The following is a 25,107-nucleotide window of genomic DNA, read 5'->3' as shown; positions in this document are numbered from 1 at the left end:
GCCGGGTCAGGCGGAGCAAGCGGGGCGGGAGGGGCGGGGCTCCGGAGACGTCAGCCCCGGTGGGCGGCCTGCCGGGGGACGGCCGCCCACGCCTCCACGCCTCTGACGCCGGACGCTGCGCCTCTCACGCCGGACGCTGCGCCTTTGGCGCTGGGCGTTCCGCCTCTCACGCCGGGCATTTCGCCCCTGCCGTCGCGTACGCGGTGGACATCGCGCACGCCCTCCACATCGCGTACGCGCACCGGGCCGACATCGCGTACGCCGTCGACATCACCCACGCCGTCGGCCTTGACGTTGAGCACTTCGTCGATACGGTCGGAACTGAGGCGTTCCTCACGCGCCGTCGAGGCCGCGATCATCAGCTCGCCACACAGCTCGATCTCGGCGAGGGCCACGTAGTCCTGAGCGTTCGGAGCGCTGATCGTCACCACCTGCGTCACCTTTCTCTGCCGTCGCCGACCCATCGCCGGCCTCTCGCCGGTCTCTTGGCGCACCGGCTTCCTAGCCTAGGGAGCGCGATACGCACCGCGCATGGCACGGACGGACCATTTAGCACCCCTCCCAACCGGCCCCTGCCGCCCCACTCCTCCCGTCCCGCTCCTCTTGCGCCACTCCGCCCGCGCCACCCTGCCCGTGCCCTCCGCTCAGGGCCACCTCAGGAAGGCCGCCTCAGGAGGGGCCGACCGGGAGGACCGCCTCAGGAAGGCCGCCCCAGGAGGGACCGCCGCAAGGCCGCCCCAGGAAGGACCACCGCTCAGCCCTGCCGGCTCCCCCGTGTAGACCCACTCAGCCCTGCCGGATCTCCCCCGTGTAGATGTCGTCCTCGTCCGGCAGCGTCACGGTGACCGGCACCCCGAACCCGTACAGCAGCAGCGTCGAGACCACCGACACCTCCGGCCCCTCGGAGGCGAAGCTGAAGCGGTGGCGGACCTTCCGCAGCCGGCCCTCCTCGTCGAGGTAGGCGTCGAACGGGACGGAGTCCTTGCTGAACCCTTTCGCCGCCGCGCTCAGCGCCCCGCGCGACTGCGGCGACGCGGCCCGCGCCGCACGGTTCAGGTCGGCGACGCCCCGGTAGTGATGCACCGTCACCCCGGCCAGCTCCGACTTCCCCACATACGTCACATCGCCGGCCCCGCGCAGCAGTTCGGCGGCGGCCATCGGATCGGTGACCCCGCCGGTGACGAGGTTGCCGTCCTTGAGGGCGGTCGTGTCGATCCTGACCCACTTGTCGTCGGGGACGCCGGCGCCGCGGTTCTTCATGTAGAGCGCGCCCGGCGCCAGCAGCTCGGTGATCGGCCGGTGGTCGTCCGCGCCGGCCGCGTCCGTGGGGAGCACCACTTTGAGCCGCCCCATCTGCTTGCGGAAGTCGTACGTACCCTGCCCCCGGATCGTCACCCGCGTCCCGCCGGCCGCCGTCTCCATCGACGTACGGGCCTCCGCGCCACCCGTCTCGGCGAGTACGTCGGCGGCCCGGCCGAGCGCGTCGAGCGGGCGCTCCGCGGCCACGGCGCGCTGCCCGGAGCCGTCGCTCCCGCCGCTTCCCCCGTCCCCGCCGACGCATCCGGCGGTGACCGCGATCACTCCGGCCACGGCGAGGGCGCGGGCAGCGCGGGCCCCGCCTCCGTCCCTGTAGTGCTGCACCACCATCGCCTGCCAACCCCCAACGACTGCCACCCGACCGAGCCCTCGCCCGCCCCGCATAACGACTACCGGCGTCCCCCGTCACGCCGCCCCACCGCGAAGGGCCCGGCGCGCCCCCGGCCGGGCCCGGGGGATGTCCGGCGCAGGCACCCATTCGGGGGCCTCCCCCAGTACCGTGGGTCGGGTGCACGAGGAACCCTCCGCCCCAGCCCGCACCATGGCCCCGCACCTGCTTTCGTGCCCCCCACCACCCGCTGCGGAGCACCGCACCACGACGATCGAGCGCGGCTCGTTCTGCCTGGCCCGCTGCACCTGCGGCTGGTCGGGCCCGGCGCGCAGATCGCGGGACCGGGCACGCACGGACGCCGCCGAACACCTCGACGCGTCCTGATCCCGCAGAGGACATGGCCTGAAACAGCACGATCCCCCAGGTGCTCGGAGCACCTGGGGGATCGTGTGAGCGTCGCGTCGGGCGATCAGGCGGCGAGGTCCTTCTCGCCCGGGTTGCCGCGCCCGGTGCCCGGCCGCGGCTCGGGGATCTCCCGCGCGTCCCCGTGCTCCTCGGCGTACGCCGCGTCCGCCTTCTTCGACCGGACGATCCAGCCGACCCGGTCGGAGCGGTAGATCGCCGCCATCAGCGGGGTCAGCAGGGCCATCGCGAGCGGTGCCAGCAGCAGGGCGACGGCCGTGCCGAGAGCGAATCCGCCGATCACGTCGGTCGGGTAGTGGACGCCCATGTAGATACGGCTGACGCCCGCGAAGAGCGCGAGGCCGAGCGCGACGAAGCCGAACTTCCGGTTGGCCACGAAGATACCGACGGCGAGGGCCATGGCGAGGGTGGAGTGGTCGCTGACGAAGGAGTAGTCCGTCTTGCCGTGGATCAGGACCTCGAGCCCTTCGTGGTCGTTGAACGGGCGTGGCCGTTCGACGAAGCCACGGATCGGGATGTTGATCACGACGGCGAGCGCGGCGGCGAGCGGCGCCCAGACGAGCGCGGCGACCGTCGTCACCGAGTCGTCGGCGCTCCCGCGCTTGCGCATGCTCCACCAGCACCAGAGGCCCACCAGGACGAGGCCGAACATGGTCCCGTACTCACCGACGAACTCCATGACCCGGTCGAACCAGGCCGGAGCGGCCTTCGCCAGCCCGTTGATGTCGTAGAGCAGACTGACGTCCGGGTTCGACCCTTCGCGTTCGAGTCCAGCCATCTGCTGCGGCCCCTTGCCTTGTCTGCTTCTTCTGTGGCGACGCGCGTCCGTGCGCGCCGCCGTGGTCGAACCCCCGTGGTCGGTGCGGTCCCGTTCCTGCGTACGCGTGGTGCGTGCGCATGCCGTCCCTGTCCCAGGGAACGGCCCGGCGCCCGCCCGCGTTCCGCTCTCCACCGAAAGATCACCATGACGTTATCGAAGAGTGACTGGTCGTCGCAGCTCAGGGCCCAGGCTTCACGGAGAGTTCCGGCCACAGCCGACTCCCCGTCAGCCCCACCGGGCCCCGCCCTCGGCCTGTGCGCACGGCCCCCGCCTGCGCGAAGGAGATCAGCGGAGAGAGCCTGAAGAGCCCTGCGGGGGCCCCGGTGTGAACTCTGGAGACATCCGTCACTCCGACGACGGGTCCGGGGTCGGGTCCGGGGACGAGTCCTGGGTCGGGTCCGAGGACGGGTCCGACGGCGAGTCCGGGGACGGGTCCGACGACGGCTCCGCCGGCAGGTCCTTGGGCAGATCCTTGGGCAGATCCGTCGGCAGGGCCGCGGCGCCGTCCTTGGTGACCCGCGTCGCACCGAAGTAGTCCGGCGTATCGATCTTGTCGAACCGGATGACGGCCCCCGTGAAGGGCGCGTTGATCATGTATCCGCCCCCGACATACAGCCCGACGTGCCGAATGGCCCGCGAATTGGTCAGATCGTCGGAGAAGAACACCAGGTCCCCCGGGAGCAGCTCGTCCCGTGAGGGGTGCGGCCCTGCGTTGTACTGGTCGTTGGCGACGCGCGGCAGCTCGATGCCCACGGTCCGGTACGCCGCCTGGGTCAGCCCCGAACAGTCGAACCGCCCCTGCTGCTCGGGCGTCCCGTTGCCACCCCACAGATACGGCGTACCGAGCTTCTTCTGCGCGAAGTAGATGGCCCCTGCCGCCTGCCGGGAGGGCGCGACGCGGCCGACGGGCCGGGCGAAGCTCTTCTCCAGCGAACGAATGATCTTTACGTAGTTCTGCGTCTCCTTATAAGGAGGCACGCCGCCGTACTTGATCACCGCGTAGGCGCCGGCGTTGTAGGCGGCCAGCATGTTGTCCGTCGGGTCGCCCGGCACCTTCTTCACGTACCCGGCGAGCTCGCAGTCGTACGAAGCGGCCGAGGGGATCGCGTCGGCCGGGTCCCAGACGTCCCGCTTCCCGTCGTTGTTGCCGTCGATGCCGTGGCTGGCCCAGGTGCCGGGGATGAACTGGGCGATGCCCTGCGCGGCGGCGTGGCTCTGCGCCTTCGGGTTCCAGCCGCTCTCCTGGTACAACTGCGCGGCGAGCAGGGCCGGGTTGATGGCGGGACAGAGGTTGCCCCACTTCTGGACCAGCGGCTGGAACCGCGCCGGCACCGCCCCCTTGGCGAGCGCGACGGCACCACCGCCGCCCGCCCCGGCGAGACCGGCGGCGGCCGAGTACGTACCGACGAGGAGCAACGCCATGAAGGCCGCCGCCATGCCCACGCCGATGCCACCGAAGACCCAGAATTTCCGCACCCCTCAACCATCCCCCATCGGGGAACGGTTCAAGGGTGTTTTCGACGGTGTGTACGAGTCATCCGCGGCACACCACCGGCGCATCCGAAGCACACGGGGGCGGTGGCGGCTCATCAGCACCGCGGGTCACGGCACATCAGGTGCCTGACTACGACCAGAAATCGGAGCGGACGTCGGGCCGCGGCAACGGATAGACGCCTTCATAAGCGGGCCCGTTCGGCTCGGCGGTGGGAGGGGCCACCTTCGACTCCTTCACACAGGGGCTGTCCGCCTCCAGAAAGGCCTGCCCCTTCCCCCGGAAGGAGACGCTCACACCGAACCCCGCCTCCGTGACCGCGTAGACGGCCGGGAACACCTCGTCCTTGTTGACGGCCTTGATCCGGTAGGAGCTCTTCCGCCAGAAGGCCTCCGCCCGGTCCAGGAAGGTCTGGCGCCGGTCGGCGGAGACGACGGTCATGACGGCCCGCCGACGGGTCACCCCGCAGGCCCGGGTGGTGGTGGGCCCATGGGCCCACTGAAGGTCCGGGTCGACGGCTTCGAGGACGGCGTCCAGCATGGCGTCGGACCGCTCGGCGGCTTCCTGCATGTCCATACGCCCCGCCTCCCCGCTCGCGCTCCCCCCTACGCTTCCACTTCCACTTCCACTTCCGCTGCTGCTTCCACTTCCGCTGCTGCTTCCGCTTCCACTTCCGCTGCCGCTCGCCGCGTCCTCGCTCCCGCAGCCGGAGAGGGCGAGGGCACAGGCCAGGACCAGGGCAACCGCGACGACCGGGAACGATCGCCTCAGGTCGGTACCTCTCACTTCGGTTCCTCCATCTTGAGCCTGTCCGAGTGCCCCGACACGATCAGAGCGATGCTGTCAGCGGAGACGGCGTCGCGTTCCGGGCTGAAGTAGTTCGAGTGCGCGTCCAGACTCAGACCGCCGCCGCTGACCAGCGGCGGCCCGTCGGCCACCGGGAAGCGCCGCGCACCGAACGCCTTGCTCGCCGGATCCTTCCCGAACCAGAGGTCGTCGTCCCCCGGATCGGCGAGATCCCCCGCGAGGTAGGCGCCCCCGGGCCCGCCCACGACCAGCCCGATGCCGCCGACCACGACCTGGGTCTTGGACGGCAGCTTGGTCACCGGGTCGTTGGCGGCGGCCCCCACGAAGACGTGCTCGCTGCCGACGCCGAGATCCACGGCATGGTCGACCCCGACCCCCGGGCTGCCGACGAGGATGATGTCGTCGACGCCCGGTATCCCGCCCGGTACGGCCGCGGCGGCGCCGACGGTCCGGGAGCCGTAGGAGTGCCCGATGGCGGTCAGATGGGGATCCTTGTTGCCGTTGGTGGCGGCGATCCCGCCCATGAAGTCGCGGTAGGCGGCCCCGCCCTTCTCCGCCCGCGCCGTCCCCATCACGGCGAAGTACCCGGCCACCCCGTCGCCGTCCGGCAGCTGCGGGGCGTCGTAGCCGAGCCAGACGATGGACGCCGTGGACTCGTCGTACCCCTGCGCCCCGATCGCGGTGTCCCGGGCCCGCCCGATGTCGTTCTTGGCGAACTCCTCGTCGAGAGAGGTGTTGAGCCCGGGAACGTACGCGGACACGTGCTGCGAGGCATCCGGATTGCCGAAGGACACGATGGCACGCCCGTTCCCCTCATCGCCGATCCCGATGAGGTACATGGGCGGCTGCCCGTTCTCCTTGAGCTGCCGGTCGATCTCCCGGAGCCCGGCGAGCTGCTTGCGGGCCTTGTCGGTGTCGACGCCCTCCAGCTTCCGGATGAGCTCCGGCAGGTTCTTCCGGTTGGCGGCGTCGCGGGCGGCGACGGGGATGCCGTCGAGGTTCCCGATCCGCTCGGGGGCGAGCTCGATGTACCGCTCGCGCTGCTCCGGGGTGAGCCCGTCCCACCAGGCCTTGCGCTGGTGCGGGGTGGCGTTCTGCGGGATCCGCGCGTCGAGGTACCGCCGCTCGTCCTCCCGCACCCGCTGCTCGACCCGCGCCCCGGCCCCGGGCAGCCCGAGCCCGGCGCCCCCGCCACCGACGGCCTTGTTCCACTCCCAGGCGGCACCGACGTAGTCGCCGCGCCCCCACTTGTCACGCGCGCCCCGGGAGTCCCGCTCCCACCGGTCGGCGATGCGGCGCCCGCTCTCGACGGGCCGGAGCACGGTATCGGCGACGCCTTGGAGATCCCGCCCGAGCCCATCACCGAGGAGACCGTCGAGGAAGCCGGGGGTGGTGGAGCCATCGGGGGCGGCGGAGGGAGTGGGAACGTTGGAGCCATCGGGTCCGCTGGAGCCACCGGAGCCACCGGAGCCATGGGAACCACTGGAGCCGTCGGGCCCGCTGGAGCCGTCGGGCCCGCTGGAGCCGTTGGGTCCGCTGGAGCCGTCGGTCCCGCCGGATCTACCCGCGTCGACTCGAGTGGAGGAATCGGCTCCGGCAGATCCACCTCCACCACCAGAGGTGGTGAAGGCATCGGCCTCACCAGTCGCTCCACCCCCGGAGGCACCGCCGGCGCCATCGCTCCCACCCGTGCCGCCCGGGTCACCGCCCCCTCCAGCACCCCCCGCCCCGGAGACTCCCCCGGAACCAGAACTGGAATCAGCGTCGGCACCGGAAGAGGAAGAGAAATCGGCACCCGAGCCGTCATCGCCGAAGCCACCACCACCCCCCGGACCGGCGATGACGTCGCTACCGTACGCAGGGCACGAGCTGCCGGTAAGAGAGCAGATGGCAGCGCGCATCTCCGCGGTCAGCTGCCGCCCGATCCCGGTGGCCGTCATGGCACCGACGAGGGCGACGACCACCAGCACGAGCCCGAGGTACTCCAGCGCACTCTGCCCACCGTCGCGGCGCAGCTTCACCATCCGGGCCAGGCTGAACGGCCGCTGCCCGGCCCGTTCGTCAGGCCCGAGCCGGAACCACCGCCGGCTCTCCGGCCTCACCAGCAGCACGGCGACAGCCACCGGCAGCGCCAGCCGCGCGCCCCCTTGCGCCCCGACCCCACCGCTCAGCTCAGCGAGCGCGCCGAGGACGAACCACACCTGTACGGCGAAGAGCCCGCGCCAGACCCCGACGCCACCGCTGCGGACGTACAGGGACAGCACGCAGGCACTGATGCCGGGTAAGGAGGCGTAGAGCAGTAACCCGAGCAACTGCCCGTCCACGGCATCCACCGAGGACGCCGTCGAGAGAGCACCGATCGCCCCCACCAGCGTGGCCACGAAGAGCAGCTGAACAAGGATCAGGACCGCTTGCAGCGACCGGGGCATGCATCGCCCACCCGACCCCACGGTGGCAGCGCTTACATCGCCGCCGACGGAAACCGCACTTCCTCGTATGCCGGACAAGGGCAGTCCCCTACCTCGTGAGTGGTCGGCACAGCGACAGGTCAGTCACTCCGCGTATGCGACCACACGGGCAGGGGCCCCGACATGGGCCCCAGGACCCAATGAAGGGCTCAAACCCCCTACAGGGAAGGCAAGTTGCTCCAACTTGCCCCAGTCACCGCCCGGATGTCACACCACCTTCCGGCGCCTCGGCCGACCAGAAGTCGGAGTGGATGTTGGGGCGAGGGATGAACTTCGCCTCGGGGTCGAGTGGGGCGGTGGCTTGGCTGGTCGAATCGACCACCTCGGAGTAGCTCACACAAGGAGTGTTTACGTCGAAGTGCACCTGCCCCTTGGCAGCGACGATCAGACTCACCACGAATCCGTCCTTTGTCTCCGCGTACATCGCAGGAGCATCCACGTGATTGTTGACCGCCCTCATGCGATAGCCCTTCTTTCGCCAAAACCGGTCTACTACACCCAGAAGACTGCCCCTCCGCTGAGCGGATACGACGGTCATAACCGTCCTCCTCCGGGTCAGCGTGCAGTTGCCCGTTGTCGTCGGACCGTGCACCCAGCGCACATCCGGCTGAATCTCCGCGAGAACACCGTCGAGAATTTCGTCTGCACGTTCTGCTGCGCTCTGCATATTCATGCTATCGCCTCGTGTCCCAGCGCACCCCACAAGCAAGACTCCCAAGAGAAGGGTCACAAAAGTCGATCGAGCTCGGGCCCTCAACGCGAGTCCCCCATTCTGACCATATGAGAACGCCCTGCAACGATTAACGCCATGTTGTCTACAGAAGTCTTGTCGGCCACAGGATCGAAATACTGCGAGTGTGCCTCCGTGGACAGCCCGCCTCGCCCGACCAGAGGCGGACCGTCCCCCACCTCAAACCTTTTCGCCCCAAAAGACTCGCTGGCCGGATCCTTACCGAACCAGACATCATCGTCCCCCGGGTCGGCAAGGTCGCCGAAGAAGTACGCAGCCGCGGGCCCACCGACCAGCATTTCGGCCGCACCAACAGCGAACTGCTCCTTCGTGGGAAGTTTGGTCACGATGTCGTTGGACGCCGCTCCGACAAAGACGTGCTCCCTGCCCACCCCCAGATCGTCAGCACTGTCGACACCCACCCCCGGGCTCCCCACGAACACGATGTCGTCAACGCCGGGAATTCCGCCCTCCCGTTGTGTGGCTGCTCCCACGGTTCGTGAACCGTAGGAGTGGCCAATGGCTGTCATATGCGGATCCGCCTGCTCATTGGTCGCCGCAAGGCCGCCCATGAACCCACTGAAGGCCTGTCCACCCTCCTCAGCCCTGCCGCCACCGGCAACAGCAAGCGTTCCCAAGCCGTCCGGTGACTGCGGTGCGTCATATCCGAGCCAAGTAATTGCGGCAGTGGATTCCCCATGCCGATTCGAGGCGATAGCAAGATCGCGCGCCCGCCCGAGGTCACCCCTGGCAAATTCTAAATCTAGCGATGTATTGAGCCCCGGAACATAAGCCGCCACATTCCTCGACGTATCCGGATCCCCATACGAAACAATCGCCCGCCCGTTCCCCTGGTCCCCGATACCGAGCAGATACATAGGCGGTTCCCCCGGCTCCGGCACCGCCCGCAGCTGCCGGTCGATCTCCCGCAGTGCCGCCAGCTTCGTCACCGCGTCCGCGTCGTCCCGCCCCTCCAGCTTGCCCATCAGCAACTGGAGGTTGTCCCGGTTCGCCGCGTCCCGGACCAGGGCCGGGATCCCGTCCAGGTTGCCGATCTGGTCCGGGTACACCGCGAGGTACTCCTCGCGCTGTTCATCCGTCAGCCCTTCCCACCACGCCTTGCGCTCGGCCGGAGACGCGTCGTGCGGGATCCCCTGCTTGAGGTACCCGCTCGCCGCCTGCCTCACCGCAGCGGCATCACCCGCCGCGTCCGTCCACGTCGCAGCCGGAACGCTCAGTCCGTCCTCCGCCTTCAGCGCCCGCAGGATCTTCGCGTACCGCCAGTCCACATCGGCCGCCGTGCGCACCGCCCGGCCCACCCGGTCCGCGATGTCCTGGGCCTTTGCGGCGTTCGGGTTGGGTGCGACGAGCCCGGAAGGGGTGGCCAGACCCGGATTGGGGACCCCGTACGCCCTGCCGCCGGCCAGCGGCTTCCCGTCGACCAGGCCCTCCCCCGCCGCCGGGTACGTCACCGAGCCGTCCGGGTGCACCGTGAACTTCAGGGCCGCCGCATCGTCGAGCGCCTCCCGGAGAGCGCGCTGCTGGGCCTTGATCTCATGGGCCAGGCTGTTCAGCGCGGTTCGCAGCAGCCCGCACTCCGTATAGATGTACTGGAAGTTCGTCGACAGCCGGCGCAACCGCCTCACCGCTGCCCGCGCCGCCTCGCCCTTCTGCGTCCTCCGCAGGTCGTCGACGAGCTGGGTGTCGATGCGGTCCCGGGCGGCGTCGGCCCGGTTACCGGCCCGGCCCCACCCGTCGGCCGCCTCCTCCAGCTCGGCGCACATCACCTCACGTAACTTCGCCCACGTCAGCGTCGTCCCCAGCCGGCTCAGACCACCCGCTCCACCGGCCCCGCTCACCTCTCCGCCCCCGCACGCGCACCCTCACCCACACGCGCACCCGCTGCCGCGCCTGCCCCCGCTGCCGCGCTTACCCCTGCCCCCACAGCCGCGCCCGCCACCTCCACCCGGCCGAAGGCGCTCCTGACGGCTTCGTTCACCTCGGACTGGGTGGCGGCCACCGCCCGCAGCTTCCCGGTCAGGCTCCGGCACTCGTCGCGGGCGGTCTCGATCCGCCGCTCCCACGAGGCCCGTACGGTACCCAGCTCGGCGAGCGCCGACAGCTCGCCGGCCCCGGCCGCGAGGCCCTGGTGCGCATGCGCCAACTCGGCCATCACCGGCCTGAGGTGTGCGACCAGACCCTCGGTACCGTCGGCGGCCCGCATCCACGGCCCGTCACTGTGCTTCAGGTCACCGCCACCACCACCACCGCCACCGCCGCCGCCGCCCGCACTGCCGCGAGGCTCGACCCACCACCACGGCCGGTCTCCGCCCGGCTGCGCCAGCACTCCCGCTCCGCCCGCACCGCCCACACCCATCACCCCGTTCCTCGATCGTGGAGCGGCACTGTGCCAAACACGGCATGGCCGACGTGCCGCCCACCTGCACGGCGGGGCAGCAGCGGCGGGGGCCGGCGGCCCGTGATCCCGGGGCTTCCCTGCGCACCAGGTGAACAGGGGATTCACCCGGACGATGGACGCGGGTCTCCCCTCCTCCCCGTACGGCAGCCGCCCCTGACGGCGCATCGCACCGGCTCACCGGCGCACCGGCAGCCCTCGAACGGCGCATACGAACACGCCGTGCCCCACGAACGCTGCAACCGCACCGGGAACCCATGGCCACCGTCGTTGCTCGCGGTCACACCGCGTGATACACAGAGTGACCAGGCATATGCGTGCGGGTATCGGGACGAGCCGCAGGTCAGGGCGGCCGTGTCGGTCGAACGTGCGAGATCCGGGTAAAGAGACCGGGAAGGCGTCGTGCGAGGGCGGTTTCATCAGCGAAGATAGAAGGCAATCCGTGCCACGCGGGCGCGGAAAGCTAACTACCCAACAGGGGCGGTGACTTACATGATCCTGGCAGCAGAGAAGGGCGACATCACCACCATCATCGGCGGAATCGCCCCCAACTGGGGGCCGTTCGGCACGCTGGGCAACGAGGCGCGCATCATGATCGAGGTGGTGATGGCGATCGCCATCCTGCTCTGCCTCGGCATCGCGATCTGGGGCGCGGCGAAGCAGCGCATCGGGGCGACGGCGCTACGCGACACGTTCAGCGCGGAACAGGGCAAGGGCCTCATCGTGGCGGGCCTGACCGGGGTCTTCATCATCGGCTCCCTGGGCACGCTCTTCACCATCGTGTACGGAATGGCTGTCTGACCTCCCGTCGGCCAGCCCGCACCGGGCCGTCCCCGCCCGCTCCCCACCATCCGTCCGTCGCGCCCACCGGCTGAGGTTGCGTCTCCCTGATGTCGAGTCACTCCACCGCGCTCACGCGGCAACCAGCACAGCTACCGTCGTCATGCGCGGAACCGCACACGACAGAGGGAGCGAACGCGGCATGAGTCCCGGCGACGAGCACGACTATCGCGGCATGGACCAGGGCGGGCGCGCGGACGACCCGTACAGCACCCTCGGCGGCACCCGCCAGACCCGTACCCGTCTCCCGGACGGCGACGCGGGCCATCCCCACACCCGTCGGCCCGTCCGGAACTCGCGCTCCCTCGTCATGATCACCGGCGTGGTGGTCCTCCTCATCGCCGCCATCGCCCTCGCCAACCGGGGCGGCACCAGCGACGACAACGCCTCCCCGGACACGAAGAGCCCGGGGGCCGCGGGCCCGGCCCCCACCGCCGCCACCGGCACCAAGCCGGTCCAGGGCAAGAACGGAACAATCGCCTCCGGCTTCGCCCACGACGAGCAGGGGGCGCAGAGCGCGGCGGCGAACTACGCGGTGGCGCTGGGGTCGGCCGAGATGTTCAACGCGGAATCCCGCCGCGACATCATTCAGACGACGCACGACCCCGCGGTGGCCCCGGAGCTCCAGGACAACCTGGACGCCGCCTACTCCCCCGGGTTCTACGAGAACGTCGGGCTCAACGACGACGGCAGCGCCCCCACCGGGCTGACCTTCGTCTCACGGACCGTCCCGGTCGGCACCAAGGTCATCAAGATGGAGACCGACGCCGCCACGGTGGAGGTCTGGTGCACCGGTCTCGTCGGACTGGCCGGACAAGGCTCCACCAAGCCTGTCACCGAGACCTGGTTCACCATCTCGCAGGAGCTCAAGTGGGTCGGCGGAGACTGGAAGATCTCGTCGTCGAGCCAGACGGAGGGACCGACACCGGTCAACGGTGACAACCGTGCCTCCACGGCCGACGAGATGGCCGAAGCGGTTGATGCTTACGGAGGCTTCACCTATGCCCGATAGCCGCCGGTTCCGCCTCTCCTCGCTGCTCGGTGCCGCAGGCCTCGCGCCTGCCGCGCTGGTCGCCATGGCACCGCGCGCCGCCGCGGATCCCACGCCGACCCCGACCCCCGCTCCCAGCGAGAGCGACAACGCTTGCGACCTCATCGTCGGAATGGCCCGGGACTACTGCGAGGACGACGACAACGCCCGCAGCGGCTCGCTCGCTCCGACCGACCTCAACACCCCTGGCGACCCCCTCGCCTCCCTGGCCCAAGGCTGCGCCGACGCCGCGGCCTGGATCGTCGGCAAGCTCAGCGAGGCCGTCGACTCCACGGCCAACGTCGACTTCACCAACCCCAAGTTCCTCCAGCAGTACGCCGTCATCTTCGCGGCCTCCACCATCCTCACCCTCGTCCTCTGGCTCCTCGCCGTGGCCAAGCGCGCCATCCGCGGCGTCCCCCTCACCACCGCGATCTCCGAGGCCGTCGGCTTCCTCTGGCTCACCGTCCTCGCCTCGGCCTTCACGCCGCTGATCCTCTACACGATCGTCTCCGCCACCGACGGCGTCACCGACGTCATCGCCTCCTCCACCGGCGGCCAGACCGACGTGTTCTTCGGCTCGTTCGCCGAGGCCCTCAAGAAGGGCACCGACATCGGCGGCGGACCGATCATGCTGATCGTCGTCTCGCTCGTCTCGATCGTCGCGGCCGGCGTCCTGTGGCTGGAGCTCGTCATCCGCGCCGCCCTGCTCTACGTCGGCGCCCTGCTCGGCATCGTCGTCTACGCCGGCCTCGTCGACAAGAACATGTGGGGCCACGTCCGCCGCTGGGCCGGCATCATGATCGCGGTGATCATGGTCAAACCGGTCATCGTCATCGTCCTCGGCCTCGCCGGAGCACTCTCCGCCGGCGACGGACCCGACGCCTTCTCCGCCGTCGTCTCCGGCCTCGCCATCATCCTGCTGGCCATCTTCGCCTCCGCCATGATCTACCGCTTCGTCCCCGGCTTCGGCGACGAGATCCAGGGCGCCCGCACCAACCGCAAGCAGGCCACCGACGGCGCCCAGGCCGCCGCCCTCATCAGCTCCCCGGCCGCCCTCGTCTCCCAGGGCATCAAGACCCACAGCGGCCGCACCGAGCAGGGCGGAGGCGGCGGAGGCGGCGGTGCCCGCCCCGCCAACCCGGCCAGTGGTGGCGTCGCCGCACACAGCTCCCGTACCTCCGGAAGAGGCGGGGCCGGCGGCGGATCTGTCCCCTCCGCCGCCCCCTCGCCCCGCAGCGGGTCCGCACCCACATCCGGGACCCCCCACAGCAGCCGTCCCTTCCGGGGAGGCGGCTCAGGCACCACAGGTAACTCGAGCACAGGAGGTGGAGGGCGTTGACGACTCAGTCCCACACGATGACGCCCCGCCGTACGTATCTCATCGGCCGCGCCCGGCCGAACGCGATCGTCGGCAAGAACCGCGAGACCGGCGAGATCGCCCTGATCATCGTCGGCGCGTTCCTCGGCATGATGAGCGGCCTCCTCGTCCCCGTCCTCTCCTTGCGCATCGTCTGCCTCGTGGGCTTCCCCCTGCTGGCCCTCGCCATCGTGTACGTCCCGTACAAGCAGCGGACGTTCTACAAGTGGTTCGAGATCAACCGCAGCTTCAAGCGCTCCCTGCGCCGCGGCACCGCCTACCGCTCCGGCGCCATGGAGGCGGGCGTCAGCTCCGACGGCCGCGAGGTCGAGATCGGCCCGCCCCCCGGCATCGGCCGCATCAGCTGGCTCGCCGCCCCCTTCGGCCCCGACGAGATCGCCGTACTCCTCCACGCCGACCGGCGCACCGTCACCGCCGCCATCGAGATCGAGGGCCCCGGCGTCGGCCTGCGCGACAGCGAGGACCAGGAGGCCCTGGTCGACCGGTTCGGCACCCTCCTCAAGCACGTGGCCAACGGCGACGGCTTCGTCACCCGCCTCCAGATGCTCGCCCGCACCCTCCCCGCCGACCCCGACGCCCACGCCAAGGACGTCGCCCAGCGCGGCGACAAATCGGCCCCCGGCTGGCTCCAGGACTCCTACGACCAGCTCCAGTCCATGGTCTCCACCTCCAGCGAGCAGCACCGCGCCTACCTCGTCGCCTGCATGCACTACAGCCGCGAACTGGCCGCCGAGGCCAACGCCATGGCCCGCGCCGCCCGCCCCCACGGCGGCCGCAAGCTCGACCGCGACGCCGGACTCGCCGTCGTCATGGCCCGCGAGCTCACCGACATCTGCGCCCGCCTCGCCGAGGCCGACATCCGGGTGCGCCAGCCGCTCGGCCAGAGCCGCCTGGCCTCCCTCGTGCACTCCATGTACGACCCCGACCACCCCATCGACCACATCCAGGCGATGACCAAGCGCAACGCCTGGCCCGCCGAACTGGACGCGGTCGAACCGACGTTCCTCCAGGCCAAGACACGCGAGTCCACCACCCGCGCCCCCTGGTGCCACGCCACCGCCTGGGTGAAGGAGTGGCCGATGACCCCCGTCGGCGTCAACTTCCTCGCCCCGCTCCTCGTCCACACCCCCGACGTCATCCGCACGGTCGCCGTCTGCATGGACCTCGAACCCACCGAGGTCGCCATCGAACGCATGCTCACCGAGAAGACCAACGACGACGCCGAGGCCAGCCGCCAGGCCAAGATGAACCGCACCGTCGACCCCCGCGACATCGCCGCCCACGGCCGGCTCGACCAGCGGGGTGAAGATCTCGCCAGCGGCGCGGCCGGAGTGAACCTGGTGGGGTACATCACGGTGTCGTCCCGTTCACCCGAGGCCCTCGCCCGCGACAAGCGGACGATCCGCGCCTCGGCCGGCAAGTCGTATCTCAAGCTGGAGTGGTGTGACCGCGAACACCACCGCGCCTTCGTGAACACGCTCCCGTTCGCCACCGGCATCCGCCGCTGACACAGACCCCCGGACACCCCGGCACCCCGGCACCCCGGCACCCGGCACCCCGGCACGCAGACACCCGGACGCCCGGAGATCCGGACACCCGGACACCCGAACACCCGGACACCCGGACACCCGGACACCCGGACACCCGGACACCCGCCGAGAACACCGAACCCACCCCGCAGGAAGAGAGGGCACCACGCCATGCGAGACCCCCTGTCCGCATTGTCGGATGCCTTCACCTCCTTCCTCTTCGGCAAGGTGGAGACGACCCGCCTCCCCGTCCGTACGTCGACGGGCCAGGCCCAGGCCGTCTACCTCCCCACCGCCGCCCCCGGCCTCGGCGACTCCGGCGTGATCATCGGGCGCGAGGTCTACAGCGGCAAGGGCTACATCTACGACCCCTTCCAGCTGTACGGGCAGCAGCTCCCCGCCCCCCACTGGCTCGTGCTCGGCGAGTCCGGCAACGGCAAGTCCGCGCTGGAGAAGACCTACGTCCTGCGCCAGCTCCGCTTCCGCGACCGCCAGGTAGTCGTCCTGGACGCCCAGGGCGAGGACGGCGTCGGCGAATGGAACCTCATCGCCCAGGAGCTGGGCATAACCCCCATCCGCCTGGACCCCACCGCCGCGCTCAACGGCGGCATCCGCCTCAACCCCCTCGACCCCTCCATCACCACCACCGGCCAGCTCGCCCTCCTCCGTACGATCATCGAAGTCGCGATGGGCCACGGACTCGACGAGCGCTCCGGCTTCGCGCTGAAGGTCGCCCACGCCTACGTGACCGCGACCATCACCGACCGCCAGCCGGTCCTGATGGACATCGTGGAGCAGCTGCGCCACCCCAAGCCCGAGTCCGCCGAGGCGATGAACGTCGACCTGGACGACGTACGGGCCTGGGGCCTGGACGTCGCCCTCGTCCTGGACCGCCTCGTCGACGGCGACCTGCGCGGCATGTTCGACGGCCCCACCACCGCCGGCATCGACCTGGACGCACCCCTCATCGTCTTCGACCTCTCGCACATCGACCGCAACTCGATCGCGATGCCCATCCTGATGGCGATCGTCGGCGTCTGGCTGGAACACACCTGGATCAGGCCCGACCGCAAGAAACGCATCTTCCTGGTCGAGGAGGCGTGGCACATCATCAACTCCCCCTTCGTCGCCCAGCTCTTCCAGCGCCTGCTGAAGTTCGGACGCCGCCTCGGCCTCTCCTTCGTCGCCGTCGTCCACCACCTCAGCGACGTCGTGGACGGAGCCGCCGCGAAGGAAGCGGCGGCCATCCTCAAGATGGCCTCCACCCGCACGATCTACGCCCAGAAGTCGGACGAGGCCAGAGCGACCGGCCGGGTCATCGGGCTGCCCCGGTGGGCGGTCGAGATCATCCCGACCCTCACCCCGGGCATCGCGGTCTGGGACGTCAACGGCAACGTACAGGTCGTCAAACACCTGATCACCGAGGCCGAACGCCCCCTGGTCTTCACCGACCGCGCCATGACCGAGGGATCGACGGACGATCTGCTCCCCGAGGACGTCCGCGCCGCTGAACTGGAGGCGGAGCAACGGGCGGCCCGGATCGAGAACCAGCAGCGTATGGACGAGACGTCCCGGTCCACGGTGGCCTGACATGGCACACCAGGCACCACACGGACCGGCACCGGAGCAGCGCCCCCGCCACACACCCCGGAGCCGCCCCCACCCGGGGCCCCACCCCGGAGGCTCCCGCAGCGGTGGCGTCCCCGACGGCCTGCTGGTCGGGCTGCTCGGCTTACTGGTCGCGGCGACCGTGCTCGCCTGGACGGCCACCGGCCTGGCCGGCCTCCTCGCGCACGGGGCCTGGCCGGACGGCGTCACGTTCACCCAGACCCCCCTCGCCCTGCGCGAACTGGCCACCGCCCCCCAGGACCTCCCCGGCGCCTGGCCCCACACGCCCGCGTCACAGCTCTCCGGCTACGGCCTGTTCTGGGGCCTGTTCATCGGCGAGCTGATGGTGCTGGTGGTCCTGACCGTGTTCGTCCTCGGGGTCCTGGCCCGCTGGCGGATCGTACGGGAACGGCGCCGCGAGGAACGCCTGTACGGGACACCCGACGAGACGCCCGAGGCCGACGAGGCCTACGAGCCCCACCGGCCCGACCGCTCCCACGAGGTCCCCGCCCCCGCCCCCGCCCGACCTTCGCCACCGTCACCGGAACCTGAACCGGAACCGGAACCGGAACCGGAACCGGCACCCACCCCACCCCCGCTGACCAAGACCCCAGCAGACCCACCCCACCCCACACACGAAGCACCGCACCAGACACCGCAAACACCCCCCGGAACACCGACCACCCCCACCCCCTTTCCCCTCGCCCTCCCCGCCCCCCGCACCCCCCTCCTCGTCTACGCCACCGCCCCCGCCCGGCGCCCCACCGTCGTCCAGGCCGTCCAGGACGCCGAGGGCCCGGCCCTGGTCGTCACCTCGGACCCCACGGTCTGGGCCGAGACGAAGGACACCCGCGCCAAGCTCGGCCCCGTCCTCGTCTACGACCCCGGCCACCTCTGCGACACCCCGGCCCGCCTCCACTGGTCGCCCACCACGGGCTGCGAGCAGCCGGACGCGGCCGCCGTACGCGCCGCCGCCCTGCTCGCCCCGGTCCGCCCGCAGGCCAGGATCGACGTGGCGGTGGCCGACACCGCGCAGACCCTCCTCCAGTGCTGGCTGCACGCCGCAGCGGTGGACGGCCGCCCGTTCCGCCAGGTCGCCCGCTGGGCCTCCGGGGCCGGCGCCCACGAACCCGTACGCATCCTCCGTACGCACCCCAAGGCCGCCTCCGGACTGGCCGGGCTCCTGGAGTCCGCGCTCACGGCCTATCCGGAACGGCGCGAAGTGGCGCAGGAGTTGAACGTACGGGCCTTCTCGGCCCTCTCCTCCGTGCACATCCGCGAGGCCTGCACGGCAAACCGATCGGATTCGGCCGCGCTGGCATCTTTTGCCCGCGAGGGGGGAACGCTCTATGTGGTGGGTGAACCCATCGAGGATCCCCGCACCCGCCCCGGCGCGATGCCCCTCCTCACCGCGCTCGCCTCACACGTGGTCGAGCACGGCCGCCGCATGGCCGCACGGTCATCCGACGGTCGGCTCGACCCACCAATGACCCTGGTCCTGGACGACGTGGCCGCCGTGGCCCCGCTCCCCCAGCTCCCCGAACTGCTGGCGAAGGGCCAGGACCTGGGCCTGCCCACCATCGCCCTGCTCCGCTCCCGGGAGCAGGGCCGGGCCCGCTGGCAGCAACACCTGCACGCCCCGACCCCGGGCACCACCTGACAGACCGGCGCAGGACCGGGCCGGCAAAGGCCAACAAGGACACGCAGAGCCCCCCACGGAGGGCAACGCGGAGCCGGGCCGGCAGCCCCCGGCTCAAGCGCGACCGGACCCCGCCTACAACCCCCGCCCCCGCCCCCGCCCCCGCTCCATCACATACTCCAACTCCCACTCACCCTGCCCACCCGGCCCGTCCGGCTCGCCCCGCATCGGCATCCGCTGCCCCGACGGTACGAACCCGAACCTCCGGTAGAACGCCGCGGCCCGCGGGTTGTTCTCGTGCACATACAGGCGCACCCGCTCCAGCCGGGGCTCGGACAGCGACCAGGCCCAGTCGACGGCCGCCCGGAACAACGCGTCGCTCACCCCGGCCCCCCGCACCTCCGGCCGCACGAAGACACCGACGAGATGCCCCTGGTGCACCGCCGCAGGCTCCCCGAAGCGCACGTCGTCCTCCGGGCGCTCGATCAGCACGGTGACCGTGCCCACCCACTCCCCCTCGGGCGACTCCGCGACGAACTGCCGTACGTTCCTGCCCTCGGCCGCCGCGGCCGTACGGTCCCGCCAGAACGCGTCCGGCCGCGCCGCCCCCTCCTCGTACGACTCCAGGAACGCCACGGGAGCCGCCGGGTCCTTCAGGGCCTCCAGCCGCAGCTGCCTGGCCAGCGGCCACTCCTCGGCCCGCACGGAACGCATCACATAGTCCATGGCCCGATCCTCGCCCCCGCCCGCGCCCCGCTCAACCGACTAAAGCCACCGGACCCCGGCCGCCGTCGTACCCCGGTACTACGCCCCCGCCCAGGTCCCGCCCCCGGTCGGACGACCTCCCCGGCGCGGCTCCGTAGCGTCGACGGCATGATCAAGGCATACGGACTCACCAAGCGGTACGGCGACAGAACCGTCGTCCAGGACCTCGACTTCACGGTCCACCCCGGTACGGTCACCGGCTTCCTGGGCCCCAACGGCGCCGGCAAGTCCACCACCCTGCGCATGCTCCTCGGCCTCGATACGCCGACGCGCGGCCGGTCCACGATCGGCGGTCGGGCCTACGCCGCCCATGGAGCGCCCCTCACCCAGGTCGGCGCCCTGCTGGAGGCCCGTTCCGTGCACCCCGGCCGGTCCGCCCGCAACCACCTCCTGGCGCTGGCGCACACGCACGGCATCCCGCGCGACCGCGTCGAGGAGGTCATCGCCCTCGCCGGTCTGACCGGTGCCGCCGACCGCCGGGTCAAGGGCTTCTCGCTCGGTATGGGCCAGCGCCTGGGCATCGCCGCCGCGCTCCTCGGCGATCCGGCCACCGTCATCCTGGACGAACCGGTCAACGGCCTGGACCCGGAGGGCGTGCTCTGGATCCGCACCCTGCTCAGGTCCTTGGCCGCCGAAGGCCGTACGGTCCTCGTCTCCTCCCACCTGATGGGCGAAATGGCCCTCACCGCCGACCACTTGATCGTCATCGGCCGAGGCAGGCTCCTCGCGGACACGACGGTCGACGAGCTGGTCCGGCAGGCGGGCGGCGCGTCCGTGAAGGTCGTCACCCCCCAACCTGACGACCTACGCGGGCACTTGGCGGCGCCGGGCCTGGACATCACCACGGCCACCCCCAGCACGACCACAGCGGGAACCACCCCCACCACGACCGCGACCACAGCGCGAACCACGCCCGCGGCCTCACTGCACGAACTCCACATCCGCGGCACGGAGGCGGCCCACATCGGCGCCGTCGCCGCGGCACACGGGATCACCCTCCACGAACTCACCCCGCAGAGCGTCTCGTTGGAGCAGGCGTTCATCGACCTCACCCAGGACGCGGCCGACCACCGGTCACAGCCACCGGCGACCACACCCCCCGCCCGCCCCCTCACCGGAGCCGCAGCATGACCACGACACCCCACACCGCCACCCCCACGCGCCCGACTCCCCCGAACCACAGCGCCTCGAACCACATCACTCCACGCCCCACCACTCCGTACCGCATCACCCCGACCCGCGTCCTGCGCTCCGAGTGGCACAAGCTCCGGACCCTGCACTCCACTTGGATCACCCTCACGACAGCGGCCGCGCTCATCCTGGGCGTCGGCCTGATCATGGGCGGGACCTACACCTCCGGCGGCGGGGACTCCGACATCGACACCGTCGTCCTCACGCTGTACGGGAGCCTGCTCGGCCAGATCGGTGTCATCGTCCTGGGCATCCTGGTCACCGCGGGCGAGTACGCGACCGGCATGATCCGCTCCTCCCTCACCGCGGTCCCCGCCCGGCTCCCCGTGCTGTGGGCGAAGGCCGCGGTCTTCGCCGCCACCGTCTTCACGGTCATGTTCGCGACCGCCCTGACCACCTTCGCCACGGCCCAGCTCTTCCTCCACGACACCGACCAGGCGGCCTCGCTCACCGACCCCGGAGTCCTGCGGGCCGTGGCCGGCAACGCCGTCGGCATCACCCTGCTCAGCCTGATCGCCCTCGGCCTGGGCTCACTGCTGCGCTCCGTACCGGGCGCGATCGGCGCGTTCATCGGCGGGGTGATGATCCTCCCCCAGGTGCTCGGAATGCTCCCGTACGCCGCCGTCGAGCGCGCCCTCACGTACTTCCCCACCCAGACGGCCGGCGTCCTCGGCTCCGCCACCCCCCTGCCGAACGCCGCCGCCCCCGGCCCGGCCCTGCTGGCCCTGTGCCTGTGGGTGGCGGCGACACTGGCGACGGCAGCCCTGGCCCTGCGCCGACGGGACGCCTGACCACCCCGCCCCTTCCCCCACACCCGCAGGGAGAATGAACAGGTGACGGACCAGGACCACTTCACCGCTGCCAAGACCAAGGCCAAAACAGACACAGCCACGAAAGCCGACACGGAAACGGCCACTGGCACCGGCACCGGCACGAACACCAGCACCGCCACCACCACAGGCGCCGCCACAGGCACCGGCACCGGCACAGCCGCCGTCACACTCACCCGGGCCATCCACACCGGTCTGGACCGGGGCCGTCGTGCAGGCCGCCTTCCTCCAGCTGATCCCGGTCTTCCAGATCGCGTCGCGCTTCCCTCTTCGGCGGCTCGGGGCCGCCGGGCTCGTCCTCTGCGCCCCGGTCGCGGTCGGCGCGGCCCGCGTCCCTGGCACCTGGAACCAGCAACTTGCCTCGTACCTCTGGGGATTCGCCTTCGTCGCACTCCTGGGCATCGCGGTACGCACCCGCCGGGACTACACCGAGGCCCTGGTCGAACGGGCACACCGGCTCGAACACGAACGTGACCAGCAGGCCCGCCTCGCCGCGGCCGCCGAACGCACCCGCATCGCACGGGAGATGCACGACATCATCGGTCACAACCTGTCCGTCATCACGGGCCTGGCCGACGGCGGGTCGTACGCGGCCGCCAAGAGCCCCGAACGGGCCGCCCAGGCCCTGGAGGCGATCGGCACCACCAGCAGGCAGGCGCTGTCCGAACTCCGCCGCCTCCTGGGCGTCCTGCGCGACGACCACCCCGACGCCGACCGCGCCCCGCAGCCGACCCTCGACGACCTGGCCCCCCTCGTCGACCGGGTCCGCCGCGCGGGCCTCCCCGTACACCTGGAACTCCACGGCGACCCCAGGCCTCTCACCCCGCTCACCCCGGGCCGGCAACTGACCGTCTACCGGGTGGTCCAGGAGTCCCTGACCAACACCCTCAAGCACGCGTCCCCACCCACCGACGCACCCCTGTCCGCGACGGTGACCCTGACCTACACGCGTACCCATCTCGACGCCCACATCACGGACACAGGCACAGGCCGAGGCCCCAGCCCCAGCCCCAGCCCCGCACCAGACGAACAAGCCACACTCACACCCACGCCCGCCCCCACCACCCCCGGCCAAGGCATCATGGGCATGCGCGAACGCGCGTCGCTCTACAACGGCACGATCGAAGCCGGCCCCCTGCCGGACCACGGCGGATGGCACGTACGCCTCCGCCTCCCCCTGGAGGACCGCCCCCAGTGACGACCGTACTCATCGCGGACGATCAGCCGATGCAGCGCTTCGGCTTCCGCATGCTGCTGGAGAGCCAGGACGACATGACGGTCGTCGGCGAGGCGGGCAACGGCACGGAAGCCATCGACCTCATCGCCCGGCACCAGCCGGACGTCACCCTGATGGACATCCGCATGCCCGGTCTGGACGGGATCGAGGCGACCCGCCGCATCATCAGGTCGGGCTCCCGCACCCGCATCCTCATCGTCACGACGTTCGACCTCGACGCGTACGCGTACGACGGCCTCCGCGCCGGAGCCAGCGGCTTCCTCGTGAAGGACGCCCTGCCCGATGAGCTCCTCGCCGGCATCCGCGCGGTGGCGGCCGGCGATGCGGTGGTCGCCCCCTCCCTGACCCGCCGCCTCCTGGACGCCTACGCCCACCACCTGCCCGCCACGCCGGGCGCCGCACCGGGCACGGTGGACTCCCGCCTCACCGCCCTGACGGAAAGGGAGCGGGAAATCCTGACGGTGATCGGCCAGGGCTGGTCCAACACGGAGATCGCCACCCGCCTCCACCTGGCGGAGTCCACCGTGAAGACGCACGTCACCCGCATCCTCGCCAAGACGGGGGCACGAGACCGCGTACAGGCGGTCATCCTGGCCTACGACAGCCGACTGGTGACGCCCTCGTAGCCTGAAATCCGAAATCCCGCAGCCCTCATCGAGCTTCTTCAGCCTGCACAAGCGCATGCGGCAGGTCGAGTGCGGCAGGATGGATGACCGACGAGTCCTCCGAGCAAGGTGATGGAGACGTCAGACATCTCGATCAACAGCCCGAGGGCCTCGCTCGTTGCGCTTCACGGTCCATCACTGTGACTGAGCGCTTCATCTGCCGATACCCACGACATGAAGCGCTCACGCGGAACCGAAACCCCCGGGGTCAGTCCTGATCCTGGGGGTACTGGGCTGCGTACCAACTGGAGTCGATGGCGGGGTTGCGCAGAGCTCCCCAGAAGCGTTCGTCCGGTATCGGCGGCAGCGGAGGACTGCCGAGGTCCGCATGGAGATCCGTACGCCAGTCGACAGTGAAATGACTGCGGATTTCCGCGCTCTCGCACACGGACCTGTAGGGGGATCCCCAGATCCCGAGGGCTATCTTCTCCGCGGCCCACCTGAGAGTGGCGTCGCGGCCGGTGTCGGCCTGCGCGAGCACCGCGCGGAGTCGCAAAGCGAGCGGCCCGGTCCGGTCCGGCCGCGGTGGAGCCACACCGCGCTCCCACGCGTCCAGGGCTGACGTGACCTCCGGGTACTTGTTCAGACCCGATTCGACCGCCAGTCTGCGCAACTGCTTCCGCGCGGCCTCAACCACCTGCTCATACGGCAGGATCGCGATCAGCGCACCGAGTTCCTCATGCCCGTCCAGGAAGCTCACGTGGAAGAGGTCGGTGGGGCTGTGGGACAGGTCCAGCTCCGGCAGCTCCTCATCCGGCGCGGGAAGGGGATCGTCGGCACTGCACTCCGGCCTGGGAGCCAGAGGCCCCTCCCAGAACAGCCGGCCGTTGAACGTGACGACACCACCATCCTTGCGGCGCTCAAGCAGGTCGGCCAACTCAGCCAGATACCCACCCAGCGAGTCGGCCTGTCCGAAACTGGTGCCGGTCTCGTCGAAGAACCGCCCGATGGCACCGAAGGAGTCCCGCCCCGTGCGGCAATCCACCAGGAGACCGTCCGACGTCACGTCATAGGAACCGAACTTCACGTAGCTGCGAAGCCAGTAGTCCTCGTCCTCCCCGTCGATGCCTTGGTCAATACCACGCATGAATTCGGTATCCCCGAGGATCCCGCTCACTCCGAGCAGCCGGTCGCCCGTGCTGAACTGGAAAGCCTCAGGTCCCTCCAGCGCCCCGTTGTGTCGGAGGAGTGAAGCGACCAGGTCCGGAGGAAAGGTGACACCCAGTTCTTCTTGCGCTGCCGCGATCTCCTCGTCCCTGGCGGGCGGCTGAAGCGTGGCGAAGGTGCGGGGCGCGTGCTCGCGCAGCCACGCGTCGATGCGAGTCCATGAGGCATGGACCAGGTCTGCTGTCATAGGGCCGACCCTAGAGTCAGCCACTGACAACAGCTTGATCGTCCCTCATCGGCCTGGCCCGCCGTGTTGCCCACCTCGTCCTCCTTGCCCTCGGAGGTATTCGGAAGGGGCGGTAAACGCAGAAAAGCCCCGTGCCAATGGCACGGGGCTTTCCCGGAAAAATTGTTCGGCGGCGTCCTACTCTCCCACAGGGTCCCCCCTGCAGTACCATCGGCGCTGAAAGGCTTAGCTTCC

Annotated in this window: 21 protein-coding genes and 1 pseudogene; 11 read left to right on the top strand and 11 right to left on the bottom strand. The window is 70.6% G+C overall.

The window, feature by feature from the left end; translation table 11 throughout:
- Positions 1 to 50: 50 nt before the first annotated feature.
- Together AB0917_RS18800 and AB0917_RS18795 are read right to left on the bottom strand one after the other, a co-directional pair.
- Positions 51 to 431, bottom strand: coding sequence for a hypothetical protein (locus tag AB0917_RS18800; protein WP_366820703.1), 381 nt, complete (start codon positions 429 to 431; stop codon positions 51 to 53).
- Positions 432 to 786: 355 nt separating this feature from the next.
- On the bottom strand, positions 787 to 1,647 hold the full coding sequence (locus tag AB0917_RS18795) for a hypothetical protein (protein ID WP_366820687.1): 861 nt from the start codon (positions 1,645 to 1,647) through the stop codon (positions 787 to 789).
- Positions 1,648 to 1,825: 178 nt separating this feature from the next.
- On the opposite strand from AB0917_RS18795, the gene AB0917_RS18790 reads away from it, so the two are divergent.
- A complete protein-coding gene (locus AB0917_RS18790) occupies positions 1,826 to 2,032 on the top strand; it encodes a hypothetical protein (RefSeq protein ID WP_366820702.1) in 207 nt (68 codons plus the stop codon).
- 85 nt (positions 2,033 to 2,117) lie between these two features.
- On the opposite strand, the gene AB0917_RS18785 is transcribed toward AB0917_RS18790, so the two are convergent.
- The 7 genes from AB0917_RS18785 to AB0917_RS18755 form a co-directional block, all read right to left on the bottom strand.
- Positions 2,118 to 2,849, bottom strand: coding sequence for a phosphatase PAP2 family protein (locus AB0917_RS18785; RefSeq protein ID WP_366820685.1), 732 nt, complete (start codon positions 2,847 to 2,849; stop codon positions 2,118 to 2,120).
- 387 nt (positions 2,850 to 3,236) lie between these two features.
- On the bottom strand, positions 3,237 to 4,367 hold the full coding sequence (locus AB0917_RS18780; RefSeq protein WP_366820684.1) for a bifunctional lytic transglycosylase/C40 family peptidase: 1,131 nt from the start codon (positions 4,365 to 4,367) through the stop codon (positions 3,237 to 3,239).
- A 148-nt stretch (positions 4,368 to 4,515) separates the two neighbouring features.
- Entirely contained in the window at positions 4,516 to 5,154 is a 639-nt protein-coding gene (locus AB0917_RS18775) for a hypothetical protein (protein WP_366820700.1), read from the bottom strand.
- 11 nt (positions 5,155 to 5,165) lie between these two features.
- Positions 5,166 to 7,619 carry an alpha/beta hydrolase gene (locus AB0917_RS18770; RefSeq protein WP_366820683.1) on the bottom strand — a complete coding sequence of 818 codons (2,454 nt, stop codon included), beginning with the start codon at positions 7,617 to 7,619 and terminating at the stop codon, positions 5,166 to 5,168.
- A 232-nt stretch (positions 7,620 to 7,851) separates the two neighbouring features.
- Positions 7,852 to 8,331: a hypothetical protein gene (locus AB0917_RS18765; protein WP_366820682.1), complete on the bottom strand. Its 480-nt coding sequence runs from the start codon at positions 8,329 to 8,331 to the stop codon at positions 7,852 to 7,854.
- Positions 8,332 to 8,411: 80 nt separating this feature from the next.
- Positions 8,412 to 10,172, bottom strand: coding sequence for an alpha/beta hydrolase (locus AB0917_RS18760; RefSeq protein WP_366820681.1), 1,761 nt, complete (start codon positions 10,170 to 10,172; stop codon positions 8,412 to 8,414).
- Positions 10,173 to 10,243: 71 nt separating this feature from the next.
- The gene (locus AB0917_RS18755; protein WP_366820680.1) at positions 10,244 to 10,765 is read right to left on the bottom strand and encodes a hypothetical protein; all 522 of its coding nucleotides are present in this window, start codon (positions 10,763 to 10,765) and stop codon (positions 10,244 to 10,246) included.
- A 531-nt stretch (positions 10,766 to 11,296) separates the two neighbouring features.
- Here AB0917_RS18755 and AB0917_RS18750 point away from each other — a divergent pair.
- From AB0917_RS18750 to AB0917_RS18725, 6 genes are all read left to right on the top strand, one after another.
- On the top strand, positions 11,297 to 11,605 hold the full coding sequence (locus AB0917_RS18750) for a hypothetical protein (protein WP_015610155.1): 309 nt from the start codon (positions 11,297 to 11,299) through the stop codon (positions 11,603 to 11,605).
- Positions 11,606 to 11,786: 181 nt separating this feature from the next.
- On the top strand, positions 11,787 to 12,656 hold the full coding sequence (locus AB0917_RS18745) for a hypothetical protein (protein ID WP_366820679.1): 870 nt from the start codon (positions 11,787 to 11,789) through the stop codon (positions 12,654 to 12,656).
- A complete protein-coding gene (locus tag AB0917_RS18740; protein WP_366820678.1) occupies positions 12,646 to 14,016 on the top strand; it encodes a hypothetical protein in 1,371 nt (456 codons plus the stop codon). Before AB0917_RS18745 ends, AB0917_RS18740 begins: the two co-directional genes overlap by 11 nt.
- A complete protein-coding gene (locus AB0917_RS18735) occupies positions 14,013 to 15,563 on the top strand; it encodes an SCO6880 family protein (protein WP_366820677.1) in 1,551 nt (516 codons plus the stop codon). The genes AB0917_RS18740 and AB0917_RS18735 overlap by 4 nt, the downstream gene beginning before the upstream one ends.
- Before the next feature lie 192 nt (positions 15,564 to 15,755).
- Complete coding sequence (locus AB0917_RS18730; protein WP_366820676.1) at positions 15,756 to 17,174, top strand: ATP-binding protein; 1,419 nt, start codon at positions 15,756 to 15,758, stop codon at positions 17,172 to 17,174.
- 1 nt (position 17,175) lies between these two features.
- Entirely contained in the window at positions 17,176 to 18,852 is a 1,677-nt protein-coding gene (locus tag AB0917_RS18725; RefSeq protein WP_366820675.1) for a type IV secretory system conjugative DNA transfer family protein, read from the top strand.
- 114 nt (positions 18,853 to 18,966) lie between these two features.
- Here AB0917_RS18725 and AB0917_RS18720 read toward each other — a convergent pair whose 3' ends face one another.
- Positions 18,967 to 19,557 (bottom strand): GNAT family N-acetyltransferase, encoded by a 591-nt coding sequence (locus tag AB0917_RS18720; RefSeq protein ID WP_366820674.1) that lies wholly within the window; start codon positions 19,555 to 19,557, stop codon positions 18,967 to 18,969.
- Positions 19,558 to 19,704: 147 nt separating this feature from the next.
- On the opposite strand from AB0917_RS18720, the gene AB0917_RS18715 reads away from it, so the two are divergent.
- The 4 genes and pseudogenes from AB0917_RS18715 to AB0917_RS18700 all read left to right on the top strand — a co-directional run bounded on the left by AB0917_RS18715 (position 19,705) and on the right by AB0917_RS18700 (position 23,480).
- The gene (locus AB0917_RS18715) at positions 19,705 to 20,727 is read left to right on the top strand and encodes an ATP-binding cassette domain-containing protein (protein WP_366820673.1); all 1,023 of its coding nucleotides are present in this window, start codon (positions 19,705 to 19,707) and stop codon (positions 20,725 to 20,727) included.
- Complete coding sequence (locus tag AB0917_RS18710; protein WP_366820672.1) at positions 20,724 to 21,578, top strand: ABC transporter permease; 855 nt, start codon at positions 20,724 to 20,726, stop codon at positions 21,576 to 21,578. The genes AB0917_RS18715 and AB0917_RS18710 overlap by 4 nt, the downstream gene beginning before the upstream one ends.
- 232 nt (positions 21,579 to 21,810) lie before the next feature.
- Positions 21,811 to 22,815 (top strand): annotated as a pseudogene (locus AB0917_RS18705) (histidine kinase); the annotation flags it as partial.
- Entirely contained in the window at positions 22,812 to 23,480 is a 669-nt protein-coding gene (locus AB0917_RS18700; RefSeq protein ID WP_366820671.1) for a response regulator transcription factor, read from the top strand. The pseudogene AB0917_RS18705 and the gene AB0917_RS18700, both read left to right, overlap by 4 nt.
- Before the next feature lie 247 nt (positions 23,481 to 23,727).
- Here AB0917_RS18700 and AB0917_RS18695 read toward each other — a convergent pair whose 3' ends face one another.
- Positions 23,728 to 24,873, bottom strand: coding sequence for an SMI1/KNR4 family protein (locus AB0917_RS18695; protein ID WP_366820670.1), 1,146 nt, complete (start codon positions 24,871 to 24,873; stop codon positions 23,728 to 23,730).
- Positions 24,874 to 25,107 lie beyond the last annotated feature (234 nt).

The sequence above is a fragment of the Streptomyces sp. NPDC007346 genome (genome assembly GCF_040703535.1).
GTDB lineage: Bacteria > Actinomycetota > Actinomycetes > Streptomycetales > Streptomycetaceae > Streptomyces.
This window is presented reverse-complemented; position numbering and strand designations above follow the sequence as displayed.